General features: G+C 68.4%; 22 protein-coding genes and 1 tRNA gene. 16 read left to right on the forward strand and 7 right to left on the reverse strand.

Annotated features, from left to right (window positions below):
• Positions 1-10 precede the first annotated feature (10 nt).
• Positions 11-1,204 (reverse strand): pyridoxal phosphate-dependent aminotransferase, encoded by a 1,194-nt coding sequence (locus tag E0H75_RS09670; protein WP_131512813.1) that lies wholly within the window; start codon positions 1,202-1,204, stop codon positions 11-13.
• A gap of 266 nt (positions 1,205-1,470) precedes the next feature.
• Here E0H75_RS09670 and E0H75_RS09675 point away from each other — a divergent pair.
• From E0H75_RS09675 to rplA, 5 genes are all read left to right on the forward strand, one after another.
• Positions 1,471-1,543 (forward strand) — tRNA-Trp (locus E0H75_RS09675).
• A gap of 55 nt (positions 1,544-1,598) precedes the next feature.
• A complete protein-coding gene (gene secE, locus E0H75_RS09680) occupies positions 1,599-1,841 on the forward strand; it encodes a preprotein translocase subunit SecE (RefSeq protein WP_130384685.1) in 243 nt (80 codons plus the stop codon).
• 431 nt (positions 1,842-2,272) lie between these two features.
• Entirely contained in the window at positions 2,273-3,139 is an 867-nt protein-coding gene (nusG, locus tag E0H75_RS09685; RefSeq protein ID WP_420323288.1) for a transcription termination/antitermination protein NusG, read from the forward strand.
• Between the two features lie 12 nt (positions 3,140-3,151).
• A complete protein-coding gene (rplK, locus tag E0H75_RS09690) occupies positions 3,152-3,583 on the forward strand; it encodes a 50S ribosomal protein L11 (RefSeq protein ID WP_131512815.1) in 432 nt (143 codons plus the stop codon).
• A 110-nt stretch (positions 3,584-3,693) separates the two neighbouring features.
• Positions 3,694-4,416 (forward strand): 50S ribosomal protein L1, encoded by a 723-nt coding sequence (gene rplA / locus E0H75_RS09695; protein ID WP_131512816.1) that lies wholly within the window; start codon positions 3,694-3,696, stop codon positions 4,414-4,416.
• Positions 4,417-4,550: 134 nt separating this feature from the next.
• Here rplA and E0H75_RS09700 read toward each other — a convergent pair whose 3' ends face one another.
• Together E0H75_RS09700 and E0H75_RS09705 are read right to left on the reverse strand one after the other, a co-directional pair.
• Positions 4,551-5,411, reverse strand: a complete 861-nt coding sequence (locus tag E0H75_RS09700; RefSeq protein WP_131512817.1) for a methionyl-tRNA formyltransferase — start codon at positions 5,409-5,411, stop codon at positions 4,551-4,553.
• Between the two features lies 1 nt (position 5,412).
• Positions 5,413-6,486, reverse strand: a complete 1,074-nt coding sequence (locus tag E0H75_RS09705) for an alpha-hydroxy acid oxidase (protein WP_238162911.1) — start codon at positions 6,484-6,486, stop codon at positions 5,413-5,415.
• Between the two features lie 371 nt (positions 6,487-6,857).
• On the opposite strand from E0H75_RS09705, the gene srmL reads away from it, so the two are divergent.
• Positions 6,858-7,976 (forward strand): PheS-related mystery ligase SrmL, encoded by a 1,119-nt coding sequence (srmL, locus tag E0H75_RS09710; protein ID WP_131512819.1) that lies wholly within the window; start codon positions 6,858-6,860, stop codon positions 7,974-7,976.
• A gap of 38 nt (positions 7,977-8,014) precedes the next feature.
• Here srmL and E0H75_RS09715 read toward each other — a convergent pair whose 3' ends face one another.
• From E0H75_RS09715 to E0H75_RS09725, 3 genes are read right to left on the reverse strand one after another with little or no spacing between them, the layout of a single operon-like run.
• The gene (locus E0H75_RS09715; protein ID WP_131512820.1) at positions 8,015-8,650 is read right to left on the reverse strand and encodes a bifunctional 4-hydroxy-2-oxoglutarate aldolase/2-dehydro-3-deoxy-phosphogluconate aldolase; all 636 of its coding nucleotides are present in this window, start codon (positions 8,648-8,650) and stop codon (positions 8,015-8,017) included.
• Entirely contained in the window at positions 8,650-10,251 is a 1,602-nt protein-coding gene (locus tag E0H75_RS09720) for an N-acyl-D-amino-acid deacylase family protein (RefSeq protein ID WP_131512821.1), read from the reverse strand. Before E0H75_RS09720 ends, E0H75_RS09715 begins: the two co-directional genes overlap by 1 nt.
• A gap of 1 nt (position 10,252) precedes the next feature.
• Complete coding sequence (locus tag E0H75_RS09725; RefSeq protein ID WP_131512822.1) at positions 10,253-11,557, reverse strand: type III PLP-dependent enzyme domain-containing protein; 1,305 nt, start codon at positions 11,555-11,557, stop codon at positions 10,253-10,255.
• Positions 11,558-11,702: 145 nt separating this feature from the next.
• Here E0H75_RS09725 and E0H75_RS09730 point away from each other — a divergent pair, with 145 nt between their 5' ends.
• From E0H75_RS09730 to E0H75_RS09740, 3 genes are read left to right on the forward strand one after another with little or no spacing between them, the layout of a single operon-like run.
• The gene (locus E0H75_RS09730) at positions 11,703-12,713 is read left to right on the forward strand and encodes a sugar kinase (protein ID WP_131512823.1); all 1,011 of its coding nucleotides are present in this window, start codon (positions 11,703-11,705) and stop codon (positions 12,711-12,713) included.
• Positions 12,710-13,444, forward strand: coding sequence for an IclR family transcriptional regulator (locus E0H75_RS09735; protein ID WP_131512824.1), 735 nt, complete (start codon positions 12,710-12,712; stop codon positions 13,442-13,444). The genes E0H75_RS09730 and E0H75_RS09735 overlap by 4 nt, the downstream gene beginning before the upstream one ends.
• Before the next feature lie 25 nt (positions 13,445-13,469).
• Positions 13,470-13,874 (forward strand): RidA family protein, encoded by a 405-nt coding sequence (locus E0H75_RS09740; RefSeq protein ID WP_131361066.1) that lies wholly within the window; start codon positions 13,470-13,472, stop codon positions 13,872-13,874.
• Between the two features lie 44 nt (positions 13,875-13,918).
• Here the strand turns inward: E0H75_RS09740 and E0H75_RS09745 are convergent, their stop codons facing one another.
• Entirely contained in the window at positions 13,919-14,776 is an 858-nt protein-coding gene (locus E0H75_RS09745; protein WP_131512825.1) for a fumarylacetoacetate hydrolase family protein, read from the reverse strand.
• Positions 14,777-14,881: 105 nt separating this feature from the next.
• Here E0H75_RS09745 and E0H75_RS09750 point away from each other — a divergent pair, with 105 nt between their 5' ends.
• The 7 genes from E0H75_RS09750 to E0H75_RS09780 all read left to right on the forward strand — a co-directional run bounded on the left by E0H75_RS09750 (position 14,882) and on the right by E0H75_RS09780 (position 21,394).
• Entirely contained in the window at positions 14,882-15,715 is an 834-nt protein-coding gene (locus tag E0H75_RS09750; protein ID WP_238162912.1) for an IclR family transcriptional regulator, read from the forward strand.
• A complete protein-coding gene (locus E0H75_RS09755; RefSeq protein ID WP_131512827.1) occupies positions 15,712-16,905 on the forward strand; it encodes an MFS transporter in 1,194 nt (397 codons plus the stop codon). Before E0H75_RS09750 ends, E0H75_RS09755 begins: the two co-directional genes overlap by 4 nt.
• Positions 16,906-17,170: 265 nt before the next feature.
• Positions 17,171-17,794, forward strand: a complete 624-nt coding sequence (gene rplJ, locus E0H75_RS09760; RefSeq protein WP_131512828.1) for a 50S ribosomal protein L10 — start codon at positions 17,171-17,173, stop codon at positions 17,792-17,794.
• 66 nt (positions 17,795-17,860) lie between these two features.
• The gene (rplL, locus tag E0H75_RS09765) at positions 17,861-18,247 is read left to right on the forward strand and encodes a 50S ribosomal protein L7/L12 (protein WP_131512829.1); all 387 of its coding nucleotides are present in this window, start codon (positions 17,861-17,863) and stop codon (positions 18,245-18,247) included.
• Between the two features lie 595 nt (positions 18,248-18,842).
• On the forward strand, positions 18,843-19,790 hold the full coding sequence (locus E0H75_RS09770) for an ABC transporter ATP-binding protein (protein ID WP_131512830.1): 948 nt from the start codon (positions 18,843-18,845) through the stop codon (positions 19,788-19,790).
• Positions 19,787-20,560: an MlaE family ABC transporter permease gene (locus E0H75_RS09775; protein WP_131361050.1), complete on the forward strand. Its 774-nt coding sequence runs from the start codon at positions 19,787-19,789 to the stop codon at positions 20,558-20,560. The genes E0H75_RS09770 and E0H75_RS09775 overlap by 4 nt, the downstream gene beginning before the upstream one ends.
• A gap of 3 nt (positions 20,561-20,563) precedes the next feature.
• Positions 20,564-21,394, forward strand: coding sequence for an MlaE family ABC transporter permease (locus E0H75_RS09780; protein ID WP_131361049.1), 831 nt, complete (start codon positions 20,564-20,566; stop codon positions 21,392-21,394).
• Positions 21,395-21,397 lie beyond the last annotated feature (3 nt).

Genomic DNA, 21,397 nt, shown 5'->3' on the forward strand with positions numbered 1-21,397 from the left:
CCGATCCCGGTCAGCTGAGCAACTTGGCGATCCGGCCGACGCCCTCGGCCAGGTCGGCGTCGCCGAGTGCGTAGGACAGCCGCAGGTATCCAGGCGCGCCGAACGCCTCACCCGGGACCACCGCGACCTCGGCCTGGTCAAGGATGATCTCGGCGAGCTCCGCCGAACTGGCCGGCGTACGCCCGTTGATCTCCTTGCCGAGCACGCCCTTGACCGAGGGGTAGGCGTAGAACGCACCAGTCGGCTCCGGGCACTCGACGCCGGGGATCTCGTTCAGCAGCCGCACCATCGTCTGCCGGCGGCGATCGAACGCCTTCTTCATCTCGTCGACCGCGCTCAGGTCGCCGGTCAGGGCGGCGATCGCGGCCCGTTGGGCGATGTTGCAGACGTTCGAGGTCTGGTGCGACTGCAGGTTCGTCGCGGCCTTGACCACGTCCTTCGGGCCGATCATCCAGCCGACCCGCCATCCGGTCATCGCGTAGGTCTTTGCGACACCATTCAGTACGACGGTCTTGTCCGCCAGTTCCGGCACCGCGACCGGGAGCGACGTCGCCTTGGCGCCGCCGTACGTCAGGTGCTCGTAGATCTCGTCGGTGATCACCCAGAGGTCGTGCTCGAGCGCCCAGCGTCCGATCGCATCGACCGCCTCCGGGCTGTCCACCGCGCCGGTCGGGTTGGACGGTGAGCAGAACAGCAGCGCCTTGGTCTTCTCGGTCCGGGCCGCCTCGAGCTGCTCGACGGTGACGCAGTACCCCTGCGTCTCGTCGGCGAGCACCTCGACCGGCACGCCCCCGGCCAGCCGGATGATCTCCGGGTACGACGTCCAGTACGGCGCCGGCAGCAGCACCTCGTCACCGGGGTCGAGCAGTGCCGCGCACGCGTTGTAGACCGCGTGCTTCCCGCCGTTGGTCACCAGGACCTGGGCAGCCTCGATCTCGTAGCCGGAGTCGCGCTTGGTCTTCTCGACGATCGCCTGCTTCAGCTCCGGGAGTCCGCCGGCGGGGGTGTAGCGATGGTTCTTCGGATCCCGCGCGGCCGCGACCGCCGCCTCGACGATGTAGTCCGGCGTCGGGAAGTCCGGCTCGCCGGCGCCGAACCCGATCACCGGGCGACCGGCCGCCTTGAGCGCCTTGGCCTTGCTGTCGACCGCCATCGTCGCCGATTCACTGATGGCGCCGATCCGCGCCGAAACCCTGGAACCCATGCGTCCCATCCTGGCACCAGCGCGGCTGGCGATGCACCGTGGTGTCACCTGGTGATCCGGGGAACACGCAGGGGGCGTGGTCCGTTGGGACCGGTTGGAGGCTGTATGGTTCTGGTCGCGGTGCGGCGCCCGGTCAAGGGGTCGTACGGGCAAGGGCCTCAGTTAGACCAGGTGGCGCGGACCCCGTACACTCTTCTAGTCCGGGCGTTGGTGGCCCTGATCCGGCATGCCCGAGATCAGGTCCCGCGGCGTCCGGAGGATTGCAGAGGGCACTAGCTCAACTGGCAGAGCATCGGTCTCCAAAACCGAAGGTTGGGGGTTCAAGTCCCTCGTGCCCTGCAAATCCTGACCGGCGCAGGGCCGGTCAGGCCGCCGCTAGCGAAAGAGGTAGGTCGTGACGGAGACGCGCACCCCGGCACCGTCCGGCGCCGGCAAGCCGGCGGAAGGCAAGCAGGGCAGGGGCCTGCTGCGCTTCTACCGCCAGGTGGTTGCCGAGCTCCGCAAGGTCGTCTGGCCCACCCGTAAGCAGCTGTCCACCTACTTCGTGGTCGTCCTGACCTTCGTGGTGTTCGTCATCGCGATCGTCTCGGTCCTCGACCTCGCCTTCGGCTGGGCGATGTTCAAGATCTTCGGCTGAGGTTCGCAGCAGCCCACGAACGCATTCGCCGGGGGTCCCGGGCCGACGGCCCGACCCGAAGCCAGACAAGACCCGATGCACAGATGACGGAGTACAACGTGTCCGAGCGCGACGACGAGGTCCTCAACCTGGAGGACGAGTTCGACGTATCCGCTGACTCCGACGACGAACCTGACCTCGACTTCGACGAGAACGCCACCGACGACGACGATCTGTTCGCCGACGACGATGACGATGGCGACGACCCGTTCGCCGGGCTCGACAACGAGGACGACGACGAGGACGTCAGCGCCGACGACGAGGTCGAGGAGGACGTCGCGGAGTACTCCGCCGACGACGAGGCCGAGGACGGCCCGGCCGACGCTGACGACTCCGACGAGGAGCCGGTCGTGGTGGTCGCGGCCGCCGACGACTCCGAGGACGCCGAGGTCGTGACCGAGGCCGACGTCGAGGACGCGGCCGACGAGCTCGCTGCCGAGACCGCCGAGACCACCTCCGACGAAACCATCGAGGAGGAGCCGGCCGACGACGAGCTGGTCTTCTCCAGCGCGGACGCCAGCCCGGCCGCCGGTGCCGAGGCCGACGACGACGCGGACGTGGACGCGTTCGCCGCCGCGACCGCTTCCGCCGACGCGCAGGCCGGCGACGCCGACGAGGAGAGCGAGCCCGAGGAGCCGGGCGACCCGCTCGAGGAGCTGCGCGGCCGGCTGCGCTCGCAGATCGGCGACTGGTACGTCGTGCACACCTATTCGGGGATGGAGAACCGGGTCAAGGGCAACCTGGAGAACCGGATCAACTCCCTGAACATGGAGGACTACATCTTCGAGATCATCGTGCCGACCGAAGAGGTCGCCGAGATCAAGAACGGGCAGCGCCGGATGGTGAAGCGCACTGTCCTCCCCGGCTACGTGCTGGTCCGGATGGACCTGACCGACGAGTCCTGGTCGACCGTGCGGCACACGCCGTCGGTGACCGGCTTCGTCGGCAACAGCCAGAAGCCCGTCCCGCTCAGCCTCGAAGAGGTTGAGAAGATGCTCGCTCCGGCCGTCGTGGCGGCGGCCGAGGCAGCGGCTGCCGAAGCCGGCGCCGCACCCGCCAAGACCGCGGCCAAGAAGAAGGTCGAGGTCGCCGACTTCGGTGTGGGCGACTCGGTCATGGTGGTCGACGGGCCGTTCGCGACCCTGCACGCCACAGTCACGGAGATCAATGCCGAGGCCCAGCGGATCAAGGCCCTGGTCGAGATCTTCGGCCGGGAGACCCCGGTGGAACTCAGCTTCAACCAGATCCAGAAAGTCTAAGGACCCGACAGAATGCCTCCCAAGAAGAAGATCGCTGCCCTGGTCAAGGTGCAGCTCCAGGCCGGTGCCGCGACGCCGGCCCCGCCGGTCGGTACCGCGCTCGGTCCGCACGGCGTCAACATCATGGAGTTCTGCAAGGCGTACAACGCCCAGACAGAGTCCATGCGCGGCAACGTGGTTCCGGTCGAGATCACGATCTACGAAGACCGTTCCTTCACCTTCATCACCAAGACGCCGCCGGCGCCGGAGATGATCAAGAAGGCCGCTGGTCTGCAGAAGGGCTCGGCCGTTCCGCAGAAGGACAAGGTCGGCAAGATCACCAAGGACCAGGTCCGCGAGATCGCCAACACCAAGATGCCGGATCTCAACGCGCGCGACATCGACGCCGCGATGAAGATCATCGAGGGCACCGCCCGCTCGATGGGCGTCGTCGTCGAGAAGTAGTACCTCCATGGTCCGCTTCGGCGGATCAGCAGGAGTGGAAGGGCGACAGGTTCGCCCGTCATCACCACAACGCGAACGAACAAGCAGCGTTCGCACACAGGAGAACAGACATGACACAGCGCAGTAAGGCCTACCGCGCGATCGCGGAGAAGATCGACTTCGACAAGCTGTACACGCCGCTCGAGGCGATCCGGCTGGCCAAGGAGGCCGCCGGCAGCAAGAAGTTCAACTCCACGCTCGACGTCGCGATGCGCCTCGGGGTCGACCCCCGCAAGGCCGACCAGATGGTGCGCGGCACCGTCAACCTCCCGCACGGTACCGGCAAGACGGCACGGGTCCTCGTCTTCGCCACCGGTGAGCGGGCCGAGGCCGCGAAGGCGGCCGGCGCCGACTTCGTCGGCGACGACGACATGATCAAGAAGGTGACCGACGGCTGGCTCGACTTCGACGCCGTCGTCGCCACCCCTGACCTGATGGGCAAGGTCGGCCGGCTCGGCCGCGTCCTCGGCCCGCGTGGTCTGATGCCGAACCCGAAGACCGGAACGGTCACCCCGGACGTGGCCAAGGCCGTGACCGAGATCAAGGGCGGCAAGATCGAGTTCCGGGTCGACCGGCACGCGAACCTGCACTTCATCATCGGCAAGGGCTCGTTCGACGAGAACCAGCTGGTGGAGAACTACAGCGCCGCGCTGGAGGAGATCCTCCGGTTGAAGCCGGCCAGCTCCAAGGGTCGCTACATCAAGAAGACCGTCATCTCCACCACGATGGGGCCGGGCGTTCAGGTTGACCCCAACCTGACCCGCAACCTCACCGACGAGAACGCGGACGACTGACCCACAGTCAGCACACAGCAGGGCCCCGGGATCTCCCGGGGCCCTGCTGCATATCTAAGCTGGCCGGGAGTAGCGGACGGTCCGGGAGCAGAGGACGGAGCCGCGCTTGCTTGTCCGGGGGCTGGGCTGCGGCCTCAGCTGCGGGTGAAGCGGAGCGGGTGGTCGGCGGTTTGGATGGTCCAGCCGTTGTCATGCTCGGCAAGCACAGTGCCTGGCGCACCAGCCGACGGTCCATCAACGGGATCGGTACGGCTGATCACGTGAGTGGTGTCGCCGACGCGGATCTGGGCCTGGGGCGAGGTGACGTTGAGGGCGGCGGCCTTGCGGCGGATCTCGGCGGCAGGTACGGCGAGGTCGAGAAGCTTCTCCTCCTCGGTGAAGAACGGCGCCTCGCTGGCCCGGGCCGGATCCTGATCCTCGCCGGCTTCTCCGGCAACCAGCCGCGGAACGGCTTCGTCCAGGCACTCGCTGAGCAGCTCGTACCAGGACTGCATGAGTCCGCTCCCATTCAAATCCGCAGGCAGCGGCGCGATCCGCTGCGCCAGGATGGCTCCAGTGTCGAACTCAGCCGCAGTCCGATGCACGCTCGCCGCGACACGCTCGTCGCCTTCGTAGATCAGCCGCGACGGGTTCGGTCCACGGCCTTCGGGTAGCGGTGACGGGTGACAGTTGATCGCGCCGTACTTCGGGATCTGCAGGATCTCGGCCGGGATCAGTCGCGGGAACGCCGCTGAGATGACCACGTCCGGCCGCAACGCCTCGACGACCGGTGCGGCGACCGTCCGCAGCTTGCCGGTGATCAGCACATCCGTCCGCTCGGGCAGATCCACCACGAACGGGTTCGCGCCCTCGTCGTACCGGCTGCCCGAGGTCAGGGGCAGCGTGACGACCAGGACGATCTCGTGCCCGTTCCGGGCGGCGAAGTCGTGCAGCACCCGGAAGCCGGGCATGAAGGCATTCAGGCAGACGATGCGCAGCGGGTCCGGACGACTCATGTCAGCTCCTCCGTGCTCCGAGCAGCCCAGGCTCGCCTGGGATCACCAGATCCGGCGTGAGATCGCCAGGCCGTGCACAGCCGCTGAGACGAAGAGTGTGGCTCAGTTCGTCGCCCAAGTCGGTGAGCAACCGGGTCACACCGGTCGAGCCTCCGACTGTGAGCGCCCACAGGGCCGGGCGACCGACGAAGACTGCTCGGGCGCCCAGGGCGAGCGCAGCCAGGATGTGTTCGCCTCGGCGGATGCCGCCGTCGACGTAGACCTCGGTGCTCGTGCCGGCGAGCGCCTCCGCGACCTCGGGCAGCGCTTGTGCGGTGGCGATGGAGCCGTCGAGCTGGCGGCCGCCGTGGTTGGACACGATCACAGCCGCCGCACCCGCGTCCGCACAGCGCTTGGCGTCGTCACCGCGCAGTACACCCTTCACGACCACGGGCAGCCCCGTGCGGTCGGCGATCCAGCCGATCACGTCAGGGCTGAGGTCGTCGGCTTTGTCCAGGTCGTCGTCGGACCACTCGCCCTCGGGTAGGTTCTTCAGCCACTGGCCAGGCTGAGCCAGCTCCCACACCGTCTGTCCGTCGTCCTCCTTCCGGCCCACCACTGGCGTGTCGACGGTGAGCACGATCGCCCTCGCGCCACCGGGGACCGCGGCGTCCAGCATCCGCTCGGTGATGGTGCGGTTCCGCACGACGTAGATCTGCAGCCACCACGGCACGCCGGTCTCCCCGAGGTCGGCGAACGACGTCCCCGCGTTGCTCGACACCCCGAGCACCGAGCCGGCCGCTCCGACGCCGGTCGCCATCGCGATCTCACCGTCGGGGTCAGCCATCCGCTGCATGGTCGACGGCGCCACCAGCACCGGGGCGTTCACCGGCGTACCGAGGACTGTGGTGCTCATGTCGATGGTGGACACGTCGCGCAGCACGCGGGGACGGAACCGGTACGACGCCCAGGCCGCGGTGGCCTCGCCGACGCTCGTCCCGCCGGCGGAACCCTGCCGGTAATAGCGGTGCACGGCCTCGGGCAGCTTCTCGGCGGCCGCCGCTTCCAACGTGTCGATCCATCGCATGCGCCCCATCGTTGCACCTGGACAGTCGAGCCGGCCCGGTCTCGGCCCGACTTTGAGCACGGGTCGACCAGCTGAGCGCGCTTCGGATGGTTGATCGGTGCACAGAGTCGGTCGGTTGGTGACCTAGGCGGCAGGGGTGGTGCGCCTGGGCGGAAACAAAATGCCTCCTGACGGCAAAGAGTTTCCGAGAAGGGGACCGGCGAGGGGTGGGCGCGCGCGTGGGTACACTGGTTGGCATGACGCAGTACGGACGGCGATTTCTGCGCCCCGGCCGGCACGACGGTGCCGACGGGGTGAGCTGCTGCTGCGCTCTCTCCTGAGGTGACCGCGGCCGACCGGGGTGTCCCCCCCGTCGAGACCGTCATCCTGGAGAGAAACCCATGTCTGTACTCACTTCTGAAGAACTGCACGCTGCCCTGTCCCTGCGCGACCTGACCGATCCGGCCCAGGGACCGCACGCCGTCCAACTGGTCGTCGACTCGCTCCGTACGGCGCTGGGCGCGGCCTGGCCGTACACGGAGATCTGGACCAGACGCGACCATCCGGTGGTCAGCCTGGCCGACAACTACGACAACCTCGGGTACGCCGGTGACGCGGTGACCCGGGAAGCCCGCTACACCCGCTACGCGTCGGAGACCGAGGTACTGCGAAGTCACACGTCGGCGATGATCCCGCCGGCACTGCGTGAACTCGCCGAGTCCGAGGCGTCCGACGTACTGATGGTGTGCGCTGGCATCTGTTACCGCCGTGATTCGGTGGACTGGCAGCACACCGGTACGCCGCATCAGCTCGACCTCTGGCGGATCAGCCGGAACGTGACGCTCGGAGAGCCCGAGCTGGAAGAGATGATTGCCCGTCTGGTCGACACGGTCCTGCCCGGGCAGACGTACCGCACTGTGCCGGCGGTGCACCCCTACACGATCCATGGCCGTCAGATCGACGTACTGCTGGACGATCAGTGGATCGAGATCGGTGAGTGCGGGGTGGCTGCTCCGCATGTCCTCCGCCAGGCCGGACTGGACGAGCGCTGGACCGGACTGGCGATGGGGCCGGGGCTCGACCGCTTGCTGATGCTCCGCAAGGGCATCCGCGACATCCGGCTGCTCAGGTCGACCGATCCCCGTGTGGCCGGGCAGATGCTGGACCTGGCGCCGTACAAGCCGGTGTCGTCCATGCCGCCGGTACGTCGCGACCTGTCTGTGGTCGTGGACGCAGCTGCCGACGTGTCACCGGAGGTGGTCGGCGACAAGGTCCGCGACGCGCTCGGACCGGACGCGGACGCTGCGGAGTCACTGGATGTCCTCGGGGAGACGGCGTACGACGACCTGCCGCCAGCGGCTCGCGAGCGGCTGCAACTGACGCCAGGTCAGCGGAATCTGCTGGTCAGACTGGTCCTCCGGCCGGTGGACCGCACGCTGACCGATGCCGAGGCCAACGTCCTGCGCGACAAGGTCTACCGGGCGCTGCACGAGGGGTCGGTCCTGGAGCTGATCGGTTAGCTCCGCCGGACTACGCACTAACTACGGGAGCATCACCGTCAACTGATGGCAGCGCAGAAGGTCTGCGCCTTGGCGGTGATCGTCTCCCAGTTCGAGGCGGCCACATCGGCGGGCGACACCACATCGGTGCCGGCGCTGACAGCCAGGGCGCCGGCGGTCAGGTAGTCGCGGGCGTTGCCGGCGTTGATCCCGCCGGACGGGACCAGCGGTACGCCGGGGAACGGGCCGTTGAGGTCCTTGAAGTACTTCGGCCCCAGCTGATGCGCCGGGAAGATCTTCACCGCGTCCGAGCCCAGAGCCAGCGCCGTCATCACCTCCGACGGCGTGAAGGCTCCGAGAATCACCGGGATCCCCGCGGACCGCGCAGCCTCGGCGATCGCAGCGGCGTCCGGACCCTGGCCAGGAGTGACCAGGAACTGCGCACCGGCGTCGATCGCCCGCTTGGCCTGGGCGCCGGTCTGGACAGTGCCGGCCCCGACCACCGCACCGGTCTCGGACGCAGTCGAGGCGGCGCGTTCGAGGTGCCGGGGGAGATCCGGGGTGGTGTACGTCAGCTCCACCACATGGATGCCGCCGGCAACCAGTGCGGCGCACAGATCGCGGGCATCGGCGATCTCCGGCGCCCGGACCACAGTCAGCACCCGGTCCGCGCGCAGCAAGTCCAGCGTGTTCATCAGATTCCTCTCGCAGTCGGAGTACGGCGGATCGCGCCGCCAGGCAGAGCGTCGGTACGTTGACCGCCGTCGATCACGGGGACGCCGTTGACCAGGACGTACGGGATACCCACGGCCTGCTGCCGCGGCTCCTCGAAGGTCGCGGTGTCGCGGACCGTCGCCGGATCGAACAGCACCAGGTCGGCGACGTACCCCTCCCGGACCAGACCACGGTCGGTCAGCCGCAGCCGCCGGGCCGGGCGGCCGGTGAGGTGGTGGATGCAGTCGGCCAGCTCGAGTACGCCGAGCTCACGGACGTACCGGCCGAGGTAGCGCGGGAACGTCCCCCACGACCGCGGATGCGGTTTGCCGCCGACCAGGATCCCGTCCGACCCGCCGGTGTGGCTCGCGTGCCGCATGATCGTCCGGACGTTCTCCTCGTGCCCGACGTGCTGCAGGATCGACGTCGCCATGTTGTCCTCGACCAGCAGGTCGAAGAAGACGTCCGCCGGCGCCCGGCCGTTCCCGGCCGCGAGCGCCGCGACGGTGTTGCCGATGGCACCGGTCAGCGCCGGGTTGCGTACGCCGCCGATCTCGATGGTGTTCCAGTCGGTCACACAGCCGTGGCAGCCGTCCGACCCGACCTGCTCCATCTCGACAGCGATCCGGGCTCGCTGCTCCGGATCCTTCAGCCGCGCCAGTTGCGCGTCCGGCCCACCCTCGGCGGTCCAGCTCGGCAGGATCGCGCCCAAGGTCGTTGACCCAGGCAAGTACGGGTAGGTGTCCGTGGTGACGTCGATGCCGTCCGCGAGCGCCTTGTCGATCATCGCGACGAGCTCGGCGCCGCGACCGCGGTTGGGCTCGAAGTTCATCACCGCGTGAGTCAGGTGCAACGCGCATCCGGACCGGCGGGCCACCTCGACCATCTCGCCGTACGCGTCCAGTGCGTTCTTGCCGTACGACCGCTGGTGCGGACCGTAGTAGCCGCCGTACTGCGCGACGACGCCACACAGCTCGACCAGCTCGTCGGTGGTCGCGAACATGCCCGGTGTGTAGGTGAGACCGCTGCTCATCCCGACCGCGCCTTGCTCCAGGCCCTCGGCCAGCAGCCGCTTCATCTCGTCCAGCTCGGCACGGGTCGCCGGGCGGTTCTCGGTGCCGACGACCATCATCCGCAACGTGCCCTGCGGGATCAGGTACGCCGCGTTGCACGCGATGCCCTGGTCGAGCCGGTCGAGGTACCCGGCAACCGTGGACCAGCTGAAGTCGAAGTCGTCGGGTTCGCCGTTCCAGCCGGCGATCTGGCGCCGGACCGCGGACCGGGTCGGATCGTCGATCGGCGCGAACGACAGCCCGTCCTGACCGAGGACCTCCAAGGTGACGCCCTGGCTCACCTTCGCCGTGTGGTCCGGGGTGGCCAGGATCTGCAGGTCGGAGTGCGCGTGCATGTCGATGAACCCGGGCGACAGCGCCAGGCCGGCCGCGTCGACCGTCCGCCGCGCCCACGGCAGGTCGTTGCCGATGGCCACGATCCGGCCGGCGTCGACCGCCACATCCGCCCGTACGCCGCGAGCACCGGACCCGTCCAGCACCAACGCGCCGGAGATCAGCAGGTCCGCCATGTCAGAAGAAGGTCCTGACCAGATCGACGACGACGGGATCGGCCGCGTCCGGATCGTCCACGACCGGAATCAGTCCCCACTTGTCGAACGCCGTACACGGATGCGACAACCCGACCCGCAGCTCGTCGCCGATCACCACCGGTACGTCGGTGAAGTGCAGGAACCCATGCTGGTCGTTGAGCTTGGTGACCGTCATCCCAGTGGCCGGCAGCACCGGCTCACCGTCGGAGCGCGGCCGGATCAGCTGTGGCTCCGGCATGTCCTGGTCGAACGGCAGGTCGCGCTTGCCGGCGTCGAAGATCGCCAGCCCCGGCTCGGGCTGGGACGTGATCCGGACCCACGCATGCATCGCCGACACCAGCCGCTCGCCGTCCGTGCGCGGGTTCTCGCCGAGCGGAGAGACGCGGCGATAGAGCCCGTCGTCGTGGGTGATGTACGCACCGGACCGCAGTACTACGCGTGCTCCGTCAGCACCGAGTGGCCCGAGCACCTCGGCCACCAGCTCGAAGTACTGACTGCCACCGGCGCTGACCACCGGCGTGATGTCCGCGTCGTACAGACTCTTCAAGCGGTGGTGGATCCCAGCAAACTCGCTGAGGTACGCCCGCACTCCCGCGAGACCGGCCTCGTCGACGCCATGCCCGACGGCGCCCTCGTAACCGGCGACTCCGGCCAGCCGCAGCGTGGACGCCGCCGCGATCGCCTCACCGACGGCCACCGCCGTCTCGGCATCCCTCGCGCCGGTCCGGCCGTCGAGTCCACCGATCTCCACGAGTACGTCGAGTCGCCGCGCGTCCGGACCGACGTACGCCGACCGGGCCGCCTCCATGATCTCCACGGTCCGCACCGAGTCGGCCCAGCACAGCACCTCGAACTCCGGGTCCCGGGCGAGCTCGTCCGCGATCCAGCGCAGCTGCAGCGGGGAGATCACCGCGTTCGCGATCAGCACCCGGCGGACGCCGTACGCGCGGGCGACGCCGAGCTGGAAGACGTTCGCGAGCGTGATCGCCCACGAGCCGGCGTCGAGCTGCATCGCCCAGAGCGCCGGAGCCATCGTGGTCTTGCCGTGCGGCGCGAGGTCGAGTCCGTGGTGGGCGGACCAGCGGGCGAGGGTGTCGACGTTGTGGCGCAGACCGGGCGCGGACAGCGTCATCACCGGAGTGGGCAGCTGGGACAGCCGGGGCTTGTCGGCCAGCACCTCCGCGACGGTCCGGCCCCAGAACGCGGGCGGTAGGGCCTTGTCCCGCCAGCTCACGGGCTGGTCGGCGAGGGCGGCGATGGCGTCGGCATCGTAGGCGGCTGGCATCTGCTCCCCTGATGGTGGTCGATATTGCAGAATGCGCAACGATGATTGCGCATTCTGACGATACGGTTGTAGCATCGCGCCGAAATCCGCGTCAACGACACGTGTCGCAGCTCCCATCCCATCACTCGCACCCCGAGGAGTGCCGATGGCCGAACCGCTCCCTGAGACGGCTGCCGCCGCCGCGATCTGCATCGGCGAGGCGATGATCATGCTGGCGGGGGAGACCGGGGCACCGCTGGAAGACATCGAGACGTTCCGGCGGTCGGTGGGCGGGGCCGAGAGCAACGTCTCCGGCGGTCTCGCCGCGCTCGACATCCCGACCGCCTGGCTCTCGCGACTGGGCGACGACGGCTTCGGCCGGCATGTCCTGCGCGACCTGAAGGCGCGCGGTGTGGAGGTCGGTGGAGTCGAGATCGACCCCGACCGGCCGACCGCGATGTATGTGAAGGAGTCGCTGGGCGGCCGCTCGCGGATGCACTACTACCGGACCGGTTCGGCAGCCTCGGCCATGACTCCGGCGTTCCTGGACCGGCCGGCGGTCCGCGACCGGCTGGCACAGGCCAAGCTCGTGCACACGACCGGAATCACTGCAGCGATCTCCGACACGGCCGCACTGATGCTGGACACCCTGGCTGAGCAGCAGCACGACTTCACCCTGAGCGTCGACCTCAACTGGCGACCAGCGCTGTGGCGGGGCAAGGACCCGGCGCCACTGTGGCGGTTGCTGCGCGCGGCCGAGGTCGTACTGATCGGTGCTGACGAGGCGCTGGTCTTCGCAGGCACCAAGGACCCCGGTGAGCTGCGTGAACTCCTCGGACCGCGGTCGACGCTGGTCCTGAAGGACGATGCGCACACCGCGCTGGTGCTGGAGCCGGACGGACGTCGTACTGAGGTCCCTGCCCTCACGGTCGAGGTCGTGGAGCCGGTTGGTGCGGGCGACGCGTTTGCTGCGGGCTTCTTGGCGGGGACGCTGCAAGGGTTGCCGATGGAGCAGCGGCTGCGGCTCGGACATCTGGGTGCTGCGGCGGTGTTGGCTGTGCCGGAGGACCACGCGGCTCCGTTGGACCCGGCCGTACGTCAGGCACTGCTCACCTCCTCCGACGAGGAGTGGGCCGTGACGCATGTCGGTCCGGCAGGTGTGAAGACGGCGGCATGAGTCAGAGTCTCGCCAGGGCACTGCAGATCCTCGCCAGTCTGGGCGAGGGGGAGCGGTCGCTCGACCAGTTGGCGACGGAGCTCGGCGTACACAAGACGACTGTGCTCCGGCTGCTGCGGACCATGGAGGCGGACCGGTTCGTACGACGTGATGACTCGCATCGCTACCGGCTCGGGTCGCGGCTGTTCGCACTGGCGGATGCGGCTCGCGAGCAGCACGTCGTACGCGAGGTGGCGGCGCCACATCTGCGGCAGCTGAACCAGAAGACCGGTCAGACGGTTCACCTGGCGGCGTGGGAGAACGGCGAGGTCATCTACGTCGACAAGCTCGACAGCGTGCGGTCGGTGCGGATGTACTCGCAGATCGGCGTACCCGCCGCACTGCACTGCACTGCTGTCGGGAAGGTGCTGCTCGCGGCGCAGCCGAAGCGGATCCGGGAGGCGCTGCTCGCGTCGATCGACTACCACGCGTTCACGCCGCAGACGATCACCGATCCGGACGCACTGCGCGCCGAACTGGACGCGGTCCGGGCCCAGGGCTGGGCGCAGGACCGGGCCGAGCACGAGTCCTTCATCAACTGCATCGGTGCGCCCGTCGCCGACCAGCACGGCCGGATCGTGGGGGCCGTCTCGATCTCGGTTCCCGACGTCCTGCTGGACTATGGGCAGGTGCTCGAGCTCCTGCCCGAGCTCCTCGCCACCACCAAGGCGATCAGCGCCGACTACAACTGACGACAACTGAGAGGTGTCAGACCTGATGTCCGACAAGACCGCCGTCTCCACCACCGAGGCGCCCGCGCCGATGCCGGTGTACTCGCAGGGCGTCCGCAAGGGCAACATCCTGCAGGTGTCCGGTCAGGGTTCGGTCGACCCGGCCACCGGCGAATTCGTCTCCACCGGTGACGTGAAGGGCCAGACCACGCGGGTGCTGCAGAACGTCGAGGCGATCCTGAAGGCCGGCGGCGGCAGCTTCGACGACGTCGTGATGATGCGCGTCTACCTGACCAAGCGCGAGGACTTCGCCGTCATGAACGAGGCGTACGCCGAGTTCCTCTCCACCCGCACCCCCAGCGGCGTCCTCCCCTCCCGCACCACCGTCTTCACCGGGCTCCCCCGCGAGGACATGCTGGTAGAGATCGACGCCCTCGCCGTCCTCAGCTGATCCAACCCGCAAGGCACCTGGTGCTGTCCACTGGCACCAGGTGCTCAGCGGCCTGTGGTGACTGGGTTGGTGAGGGTGCCGACGCCGGGGATGCGCGATTCGGCGGTGTCGCCGACGGTGATGTGGACGGCGCCGGGGGTGCCGGGGGAGATGATGTCGCCGGGGTAGAGGGGCATCACCTTGCTGTGGAAGCTGACCAGGAACGCGGGGCTGAAGGCCATGTTGGCGATCGTGTTGCTGCGGTGCACCTCGCCGTTCAGGACCGTCGAGACCTCGACCGCGTCGAGTGAGCCCCAGTGCGCGAGGACGGCGTCCAGGCTGGTGATCCATGGGCCGAAGGAGAAGAAGCCGGGGAAGTTCTTCGAGCGGGTCAGGAAGCGCGGGTTCTTCTCGAGGATGTCCTCGGCGGTCTGGTCCAGCACCGGGACGACGCCGAAGATGTGGTCGAGCGCCTCGTCCTCCTCGACCTGGTAGCACTCCCGGCCGATCACCAGCCCCAGTTCGGCCTCCGCCGTCGTACGCCGGCTCTGCGACGGGACCGGGATCGGATCACCCGGCCCGATGATCGTGTGGTCGCCCTTCATGAACGACGCCGGCTCGGTCGGCACGTTCTCGGACAGGTCACCGGCGTGCTCGAGGTAGTTCAGCCCGATGCCCCAGATCTTGCGCGGATTCCGGTACGGCGCCACCACCTCGGCCGGCGAGTGGAACGCCGAGTCCGGCGCCCGCTCGGCCGCGACCGCGAGCTTCGCCAGGGTCGTCGTACCGAACAGCGTCGGCAGGTCCGGCGCGAAGCCGAGGTCGGCGATCGGCACCACGCCGCGGTCCGGATCGTGCACCACCGGCACTTCGTTGCTACTAGCAAGCTTCGCGGATCCCACCTGGACGAACCGGCCGGCCATGCTGCTCCTTCGACGCGGGGACAGGTGCGCCACAGCCTAGATCCGGACCTGTCCGTCTATCGGGAGCGGATGCAAAGTTCCCGCATCGTGGGATACATTCTCGCCATGCAGGAAGACCCCGGACGCCGTGGATCGGTGCAGTCCATCGATCGGGCGGTGGCGATCCTGCGCTGCTTCGACGCCCGGACGCCCGATCTCGGCATCAGTGACCTGGCCCGCGCGACCGGGCTGTCCACCAGCACCGTGCACCGGCTGCTGCTGGCGATGCAGGAGAACGGGCTGATCCGCCAGACGGCACACCGCCGGTACGCGATCGGTCCGCTGGTCGCCCAGTTGGCGCACAGCGGCGGGATCCCGGCGACCCTGCGTGACGCCGCCATGCCGGTCCTGCGGGCCCTTCGCGACGAGACCGAGGAGACGGCGGCCGTGCACGAGTTGCTCCCGTCCGGGCAACGCGTCGTCCTCGATCAGGTCGAGAGTCGTCACCAGTTACGTCGTACGTACACGGAGTTCGGCATCCCGGTGCCGTTGCCGCTCGGTGCCCCAGGCAAGGTTCTGTTGGCGTTCTCCCCGTGGGAGCGACAGGTCGCAGTGCTGGCCGGTCCGCTCGAGCAGGTGCTGCCGCAGACCATCACCGATCCGGTCGCGCTGGCCGCTCAACTGGCTGAGATCCGGACCCGAGGCTTCGCCAAGTCGCTGTCCGAACGAACGCCGGGCATCAGATCCGTGGCCGCTCCGGTCTTCGACTTCTCCGGTCAGGCGGTCGGCTGCCTGTCCGTGTCGGGTCCGGAGATGCGGATGCCGGTGGAGCGGATGGATGAGTTCGGCGAGCGGGTGGTCCCCGCCGCGTGGTCGGTGTCCGAGCTGCTCGGCGCCACCCCAGCTGAACGCGACCTCGGTACGGCGCGCGCGTCGGAGCCGGCGGTCAGCCGCTCATGACCGGACCGGCAGGCCTCTGGAAGATCGCACCATCGGTCTATCTGCCCGCTTTGCTCTACGGCATCGGGCAGGGCGCGATCGCGCCCGTGGTCGCGGTGTCGGCTACCCACCTCGGCGCCTCGGTCGCAGTCGCCGGTCTGGTCGTGGCGGCGGCCGGTCTCGGTCAGGTCATCGGTGACATCCCGGCTGGTGCGCTCACCACCAAGATCGGTGAGCGGAGCGCGATGCTCGCCGCGACGGTGCTGGTCGCGCTGGCGTTGGCGGCCTGCATCGTCGTCCCGACGGTCTGGGGCCTGGCGATCGCGATCGGGGCGACCGGACTGGCCGGCGCGGTCTGGGGTCTGGCCCGTCAGGCGTACCTGAGCGAGGCCGTGCCGATCCAGTTGCGTGCACGCGCCCTGTCCACGCTCGGCGGCGTACAGCGCATCGGCTCCTTCATCGGCCCGTTCCTCGGTGCGTTCGCGATGCGCTTCCTCGGCACCGACGGCGCTTACTGGGTCCACCTGGTCGCCGCGGTCCTGGCGTGTGGCGTGCTGGTGAGCCTCCCCGACATCGAGTCCGTACGGCGTGCGCGCGGGAGCCGACCGGTGTCCGCGCAGTCGACCTGGGGCGTGATCCGCGACCACCTGCCAGTACTGCGGACCCTCGGCGTCGGCGCACTGCTCGTCGGCGCGGTCCGGGCGTCACGGCAGGTGGTCATTCCGCTGTGGGCGCTGCACATCGGGCTCGATCCGCAGACCACCAGCATCATCTTCGGACTGTCGGGCGCGGTCGACATGCTGCTGTTCTATCCGGCCGGTTCGGTGATGGACCGCCTTGGCCGCAAGTGGGTCGCCGTACCGTCCATGCTCGTCCTCGGGTTCGCGCATCTGCTGCTGCCGTTGACGCACACGACGGTCACGCTCACCGCGGTCGCGTTGCTGATGGGTGTCGGCAACGGTCTGGGCGCCGGCGTGATCATGACGCTGGGAGCGGATGCGTCTCCGCCGATCGGGCGCGCGCAGTTCCTCGGTGCGTTCCGGCTGTTCGCCGACACCGGCAACGGCAGTGGGCCGTTGCTGCTGGCCGGGGCCACAGCTCTGTTCGGACTCGGTCCGGCGATCGTCATCATGGCCGCGACGGGGTGGGCCGCTGCCACCGCGATGCATCGCTGGATCCCGCCACATCCGATCGCCGAAGCACCGACCTGACGGAACCGATTTGGTTTCCGGAGTAACAGTCAGGCACAATGAATCTTGCCGAAGACCGCTGGTCGTCACTTTCGAGTGACTGAAGGTCCCACAGATCGAGTGGGCGGCCCGCGTAGGTGACTTGGACAGTGTGACATCAGTATGTTCACGCCCTTGCGCCTGCGCAGGGGCGCTTTTTTGTGAAGTCACAGCTTGTTCTGCGGGTCCGGCCCGGGGTCGAGGCGTTGAAGCCAAACCCTGCGCAAGCAGGTTGGAAGGAGACCCCATGGCGAGGCCGGACAAGGCAGCCGCTGTCGCCGAGCTCACGGACGAGTTCCGGAGCTCGAACGGCGCCGTGCTGACCGAGTACCGCGGACTCACCGTGGCGCAGCTGCGGCAACTGCGTACTGCGCTCGGTGACGACGTGAACTACGCCGTGGTGAAGAACACGCTGACCAAGATCGCGGCCAAGGACGCGGGTGTCGAGTCGTTCGACTCGCTGCTCGAGGGTCCCTCGGCCATCGCCTTCATCAAGGGCGACCCGGTGGTTGCGGCCAAGAGCCTGCGTGACTTCGCCAAGGCGAATCCCCTGCTCGTCATCAAGGCCGGTGTGCTGGAAGGCAAGGCACTCGGCACCGACGAGATCAACAAACTCGCTGACCTGGAGTCGCGTGAGGTTCTCCTCGCGAAGCTCGCAGGTGCGATGAAGGCGGCTCCGCAGCAAGCGGTGTCGTTGTTCGCTGCTCCGCTGTCGCAGGCCGCGCGCCTGTTCGCGGCGCTGCAGGACAAGCTGCCGGCCGAGGCCGCCCCCGTGCAGGACACGGTTGCGGACGAGGCGCCGGCCGTGCAGGACGCGGTCGAGGCACCTGCCGAGGCGAGCACCGAGGAGACCGCCCCAGCCGAGAGCTGAGGCCGATCCGACCCGCAACACCCCATCAGTGATCACCAAGCACGACCATTAGGAAGGACCGCCACCATGGCGAAGCTCAGCACCGAAGAGCTCCTCGGCCAGTTCAAGGAACTGACCCTGCTGGAGCTGTCGGAGTTCGTTAAGGCGTTCGAGGAGGAGTTCGGCGTCACCGCCGCCGCCCCGGTCGCCGTGGCCGCCGCCCCGGGCGCCCCGGCCGCTGCTGCCGAAGAGGCCGCGGAGCAGGACGAGTTCGACGTCGTTCTCGAGAGCGCCGGCGACAAGAAGATCCAGGTCATCAAGGAGGTGCGTGGTCTCACCAGCCTTGGGCTGAAGGAGGCCAAGGACCTCGTCGAGGCGGCTCCGAAGCCGATCCTGGAGAAGGTCGACAAGGCTGCCGCGGAGAAGGCCAAGGAGGCCCTCGAGGGCGCCGGCGCCACCGTCACGCTGAAGTGACCTGTGCGGCACCAGCCGCACACCCCAGCAGTACGCCGAGGGGCGGTCCTCACCAGGACCGCCCTTCGTCACGTTCTCAGACGCCGATGCGGCGCCACAGGCCCCAGATGGCGAACGACATACCGCGACTGGCCTGGATGTTGCCGAACAACGTGTGGCCGTCGGGGCTGAAGGTGGAGCCGGCGAACTCGTCGCCGGAGCGGTCCGCCCCGGGTGCTGCTGGTCAGCCGGTTCAGCCGGTCTCCCTCCGCGACGGCCGCGCTGCCCTTCAGGAATGTTCGTCGTTCGATGCTCATCGGTCGTCCCCTCCTCGGCCTGCGAAACCCTTGATCGACGCCAACTTTCGGGTCGCGGTCGGGACAGACCTCGGGCAGCCGCTAGGATCGCCGGTGCCGTGTGCCTGTCAGCACACCGTGTTGGGCCGGTCGACGCACCGTGATCGGCGTGACCGGAGCGTGACCAAGCGGTCACCGTCGCTTGACATGCGGGGGTTACGCAAAAGCGTACTCGTGCGTAACCTAGGCAACCGTGCCTCGTTGGACCGGGCAGAAACTCGTCGGTTCGGGGCCTGACAGACATCCCGTGAGGAGGACCGGTGGGCGTAGAAGTCCGCGTCGAAGGTCTGACCAAGTCCTTCGGAAACCAGCTGATCTGGGGCGACGTGTCCCTGACGCTGCCCGCCGGCGAGATCTGCGTCATGCTCGGCCCGTCCGGCACCGGGAAGTCGGTCTTCCTCAAGACGCTGATCGGTCTGCTCAAGCCGGACAAGGGCCACATCTACATCGAGGGCACCGACATCGCGACCTGCAGCGAGCGCGAGCTGTACGAGATCCGCCGCCTGTTCGGCGTGCTGTTCCAGGACGGCGCGATGTTCGGCTCGATGAACCTGTACGACAACGTCGCCTTCCCGCTCCGCGAGCACACCAAGAAGTCCGAGTCCGAGATCCGCTCCATCGTGATGGAGAAGATGGAGATGGTCGGTCTCGTCGGCGCGGAGAAGAAGCTGCCCGGCGAGATCTCCGGCGGTATGCGCAAGCGCGCCGGCCTGGCCCGCGCCCTGGTGCTGGACCCCGAGATCCTGCTGGTCGACGAGCCGGACTCCGGTCTGGACCCGGTCCGTACGTCGTTCCTGAACCAGGTGATGATCGACCTGAACGAGGCCTTCGGCGCGACGTTCCTGATCGTCACCCACGACGTCAACACCGCGCGCACCGTGCCGGACAACATCGGCATGCTGTACCACCGGCATCTGGCCATGTTCGGGCCGCGCGAGATGCTGCTGTCCAGCGAGGAGCCGGTGATCCGGCAGTTCCTGAACGCGCAGATGATCGGCCCGATCGGCATGTCCGAAGAGAAGGACGCCGACGAGTTGGCCGCCGAGGCCGGCCAGGAGCTGCCGCCGCTGCCACCGATCCCGATCCAGCAGCTGCCGAGTAGCGGCATGCTCCGGGCGACGCAGCGGCCGCCAGGCGAGTGGTGCCGGGAGAACGGCATCACCCCGCCGCCCGGATCCTTCGCCGACACGAGGGCGGGGGCTACGTGACTGTTTCTGCGACCGCCCCCCTGAAACACGCCGGCTCGCTGTTCTCCTTCGCCCTCGACACTGCCCGCGCCTCGGTGCGCCGGCCGTTCCAGTTGAGGGAGTTCCTGCAGCAGGCGTGGTTCGTCGCCAGCGTGACGATCATCCCGACCGCGCTGGTCGCGATCCCGTTCGGTGCGGTGATCGCGCTGCAGGTCGGTGGGCTGATCAAGCAGTTCGGCGCGCAGGCCTTCACCGGGTCGGCCGCCGTACTGGCCGTGGTCCGGGAGGCGTCGCCGATCGCGACCGCGCTGCTGATCGCCGGCGCCGGCGGCTCGGCCATCTGCGCGGATCTGGGCTCGCGGAAGATCCGCGAGGAGCTGGACGCGATGATGGTGCTCGGCATCGACCCGATCCAGCGGCTGGTGGTGCCGCGGGTGCTGGCGACAATGCTGGTCGCGTTCTTCCTGAACGGTTTCGTCAGCGTGGTCGGCGTGATGGGCGGCTACGTCTTCAACGTCGTCCTGCAGGACGGCACGCCCGGTAGTTATATAGCCTCGTTCACCGCGCTGGCCCACCTGCCCGACCTGTGGCAGGGGCAGGCGAAGGCGCTGGTGTTCGGATTCATCGCCGCGGTCGTGGCGTCGTACAAGGGAGTCAACGCGGGCGGCGGGCCGAAGGGTGTCGGCGACGCGGTGAACCAGTCCGTCGTGATCACCTTCATGCTGCTGTTCGTCGCGAACTTCTCGATGACCGCGATCTACTTCCAGCTCGTTCCGCCGAAGGGGGCCTGAGGAATGTCAGCCCTCGTCGACACCCTGGTGAAGAAGCCGCTGCACTCGCTCGACCGGCTGGGCGAGCAGCTCTCCTTCTACATCAAGGCGCTGGCCTGGTCGGGCAAGTCGATCACCCGGTACCGCAAGGAGATCTTCCGGCTGCTGGCCGAGGTGACGCTGGGCACCGGCGCCCTCGCGGTGATCGGTGGCACCGTCGGAGTGATCACGTTCCTCGCCTTCTTCACCGGCACCGAGGTCGGCCTGCAGGGCTACTCCGCGCTGAACCAGATCGGTACGTCGGCCTTCGCCGGGTTCGTCAGCGCGTACATCAACACCCGCGAGATCGGCCCGCTGATCGCCGGGATCGCGCTGGCCGCGACCGTCGGCTGCGGCTTCACCGCGCAGCTGGGCGCGATGCGGATCAGCGAGGAGATCGACGCCCTCGAGGTGATGGCGATCCCGTCGCTGCCGTTCCTGGTCACCACCCGGATCATCGCCGGCCTGGTCGCGGTCATCCCGCTGTACGTCGTGGGCCTGCTCGCGTCGTACTTCGCCACCCGGCTCACCGTGACCACGTTCTACGGGCAGAGTACGGGCACGTACGACCACTACTTCCATCTCTTCCTGCCACCCGGCGACGTGCTGTGGTCGTTCGGGAAGGTGCTGGTGTTCTCCGTCCTGGTGATCCTCGTGCACTGCTACCACGGCTACCACGCGACCGGCGGTCCGGCCGGTGTGGGCGTCGCCGTCGGTCGTGCGGTCCGGACCTCCATCGTCGTCATCAACGTCGTCGACCTGCTGCTCTCGATGGCGATCTGGGGTACGACGACCACCGTCAGGCTGGCGGGGTAGCGC

It is taken from the genome of Kribbella capetownensis (assembly GCF_004331485.1).
GTDB classification, from domain to species: Bacteria; Actinomycetota; Actinomycetes; order Propionibacteriales; family Kribbellaceae; genus Kribbella; species Kribbella capetownensis.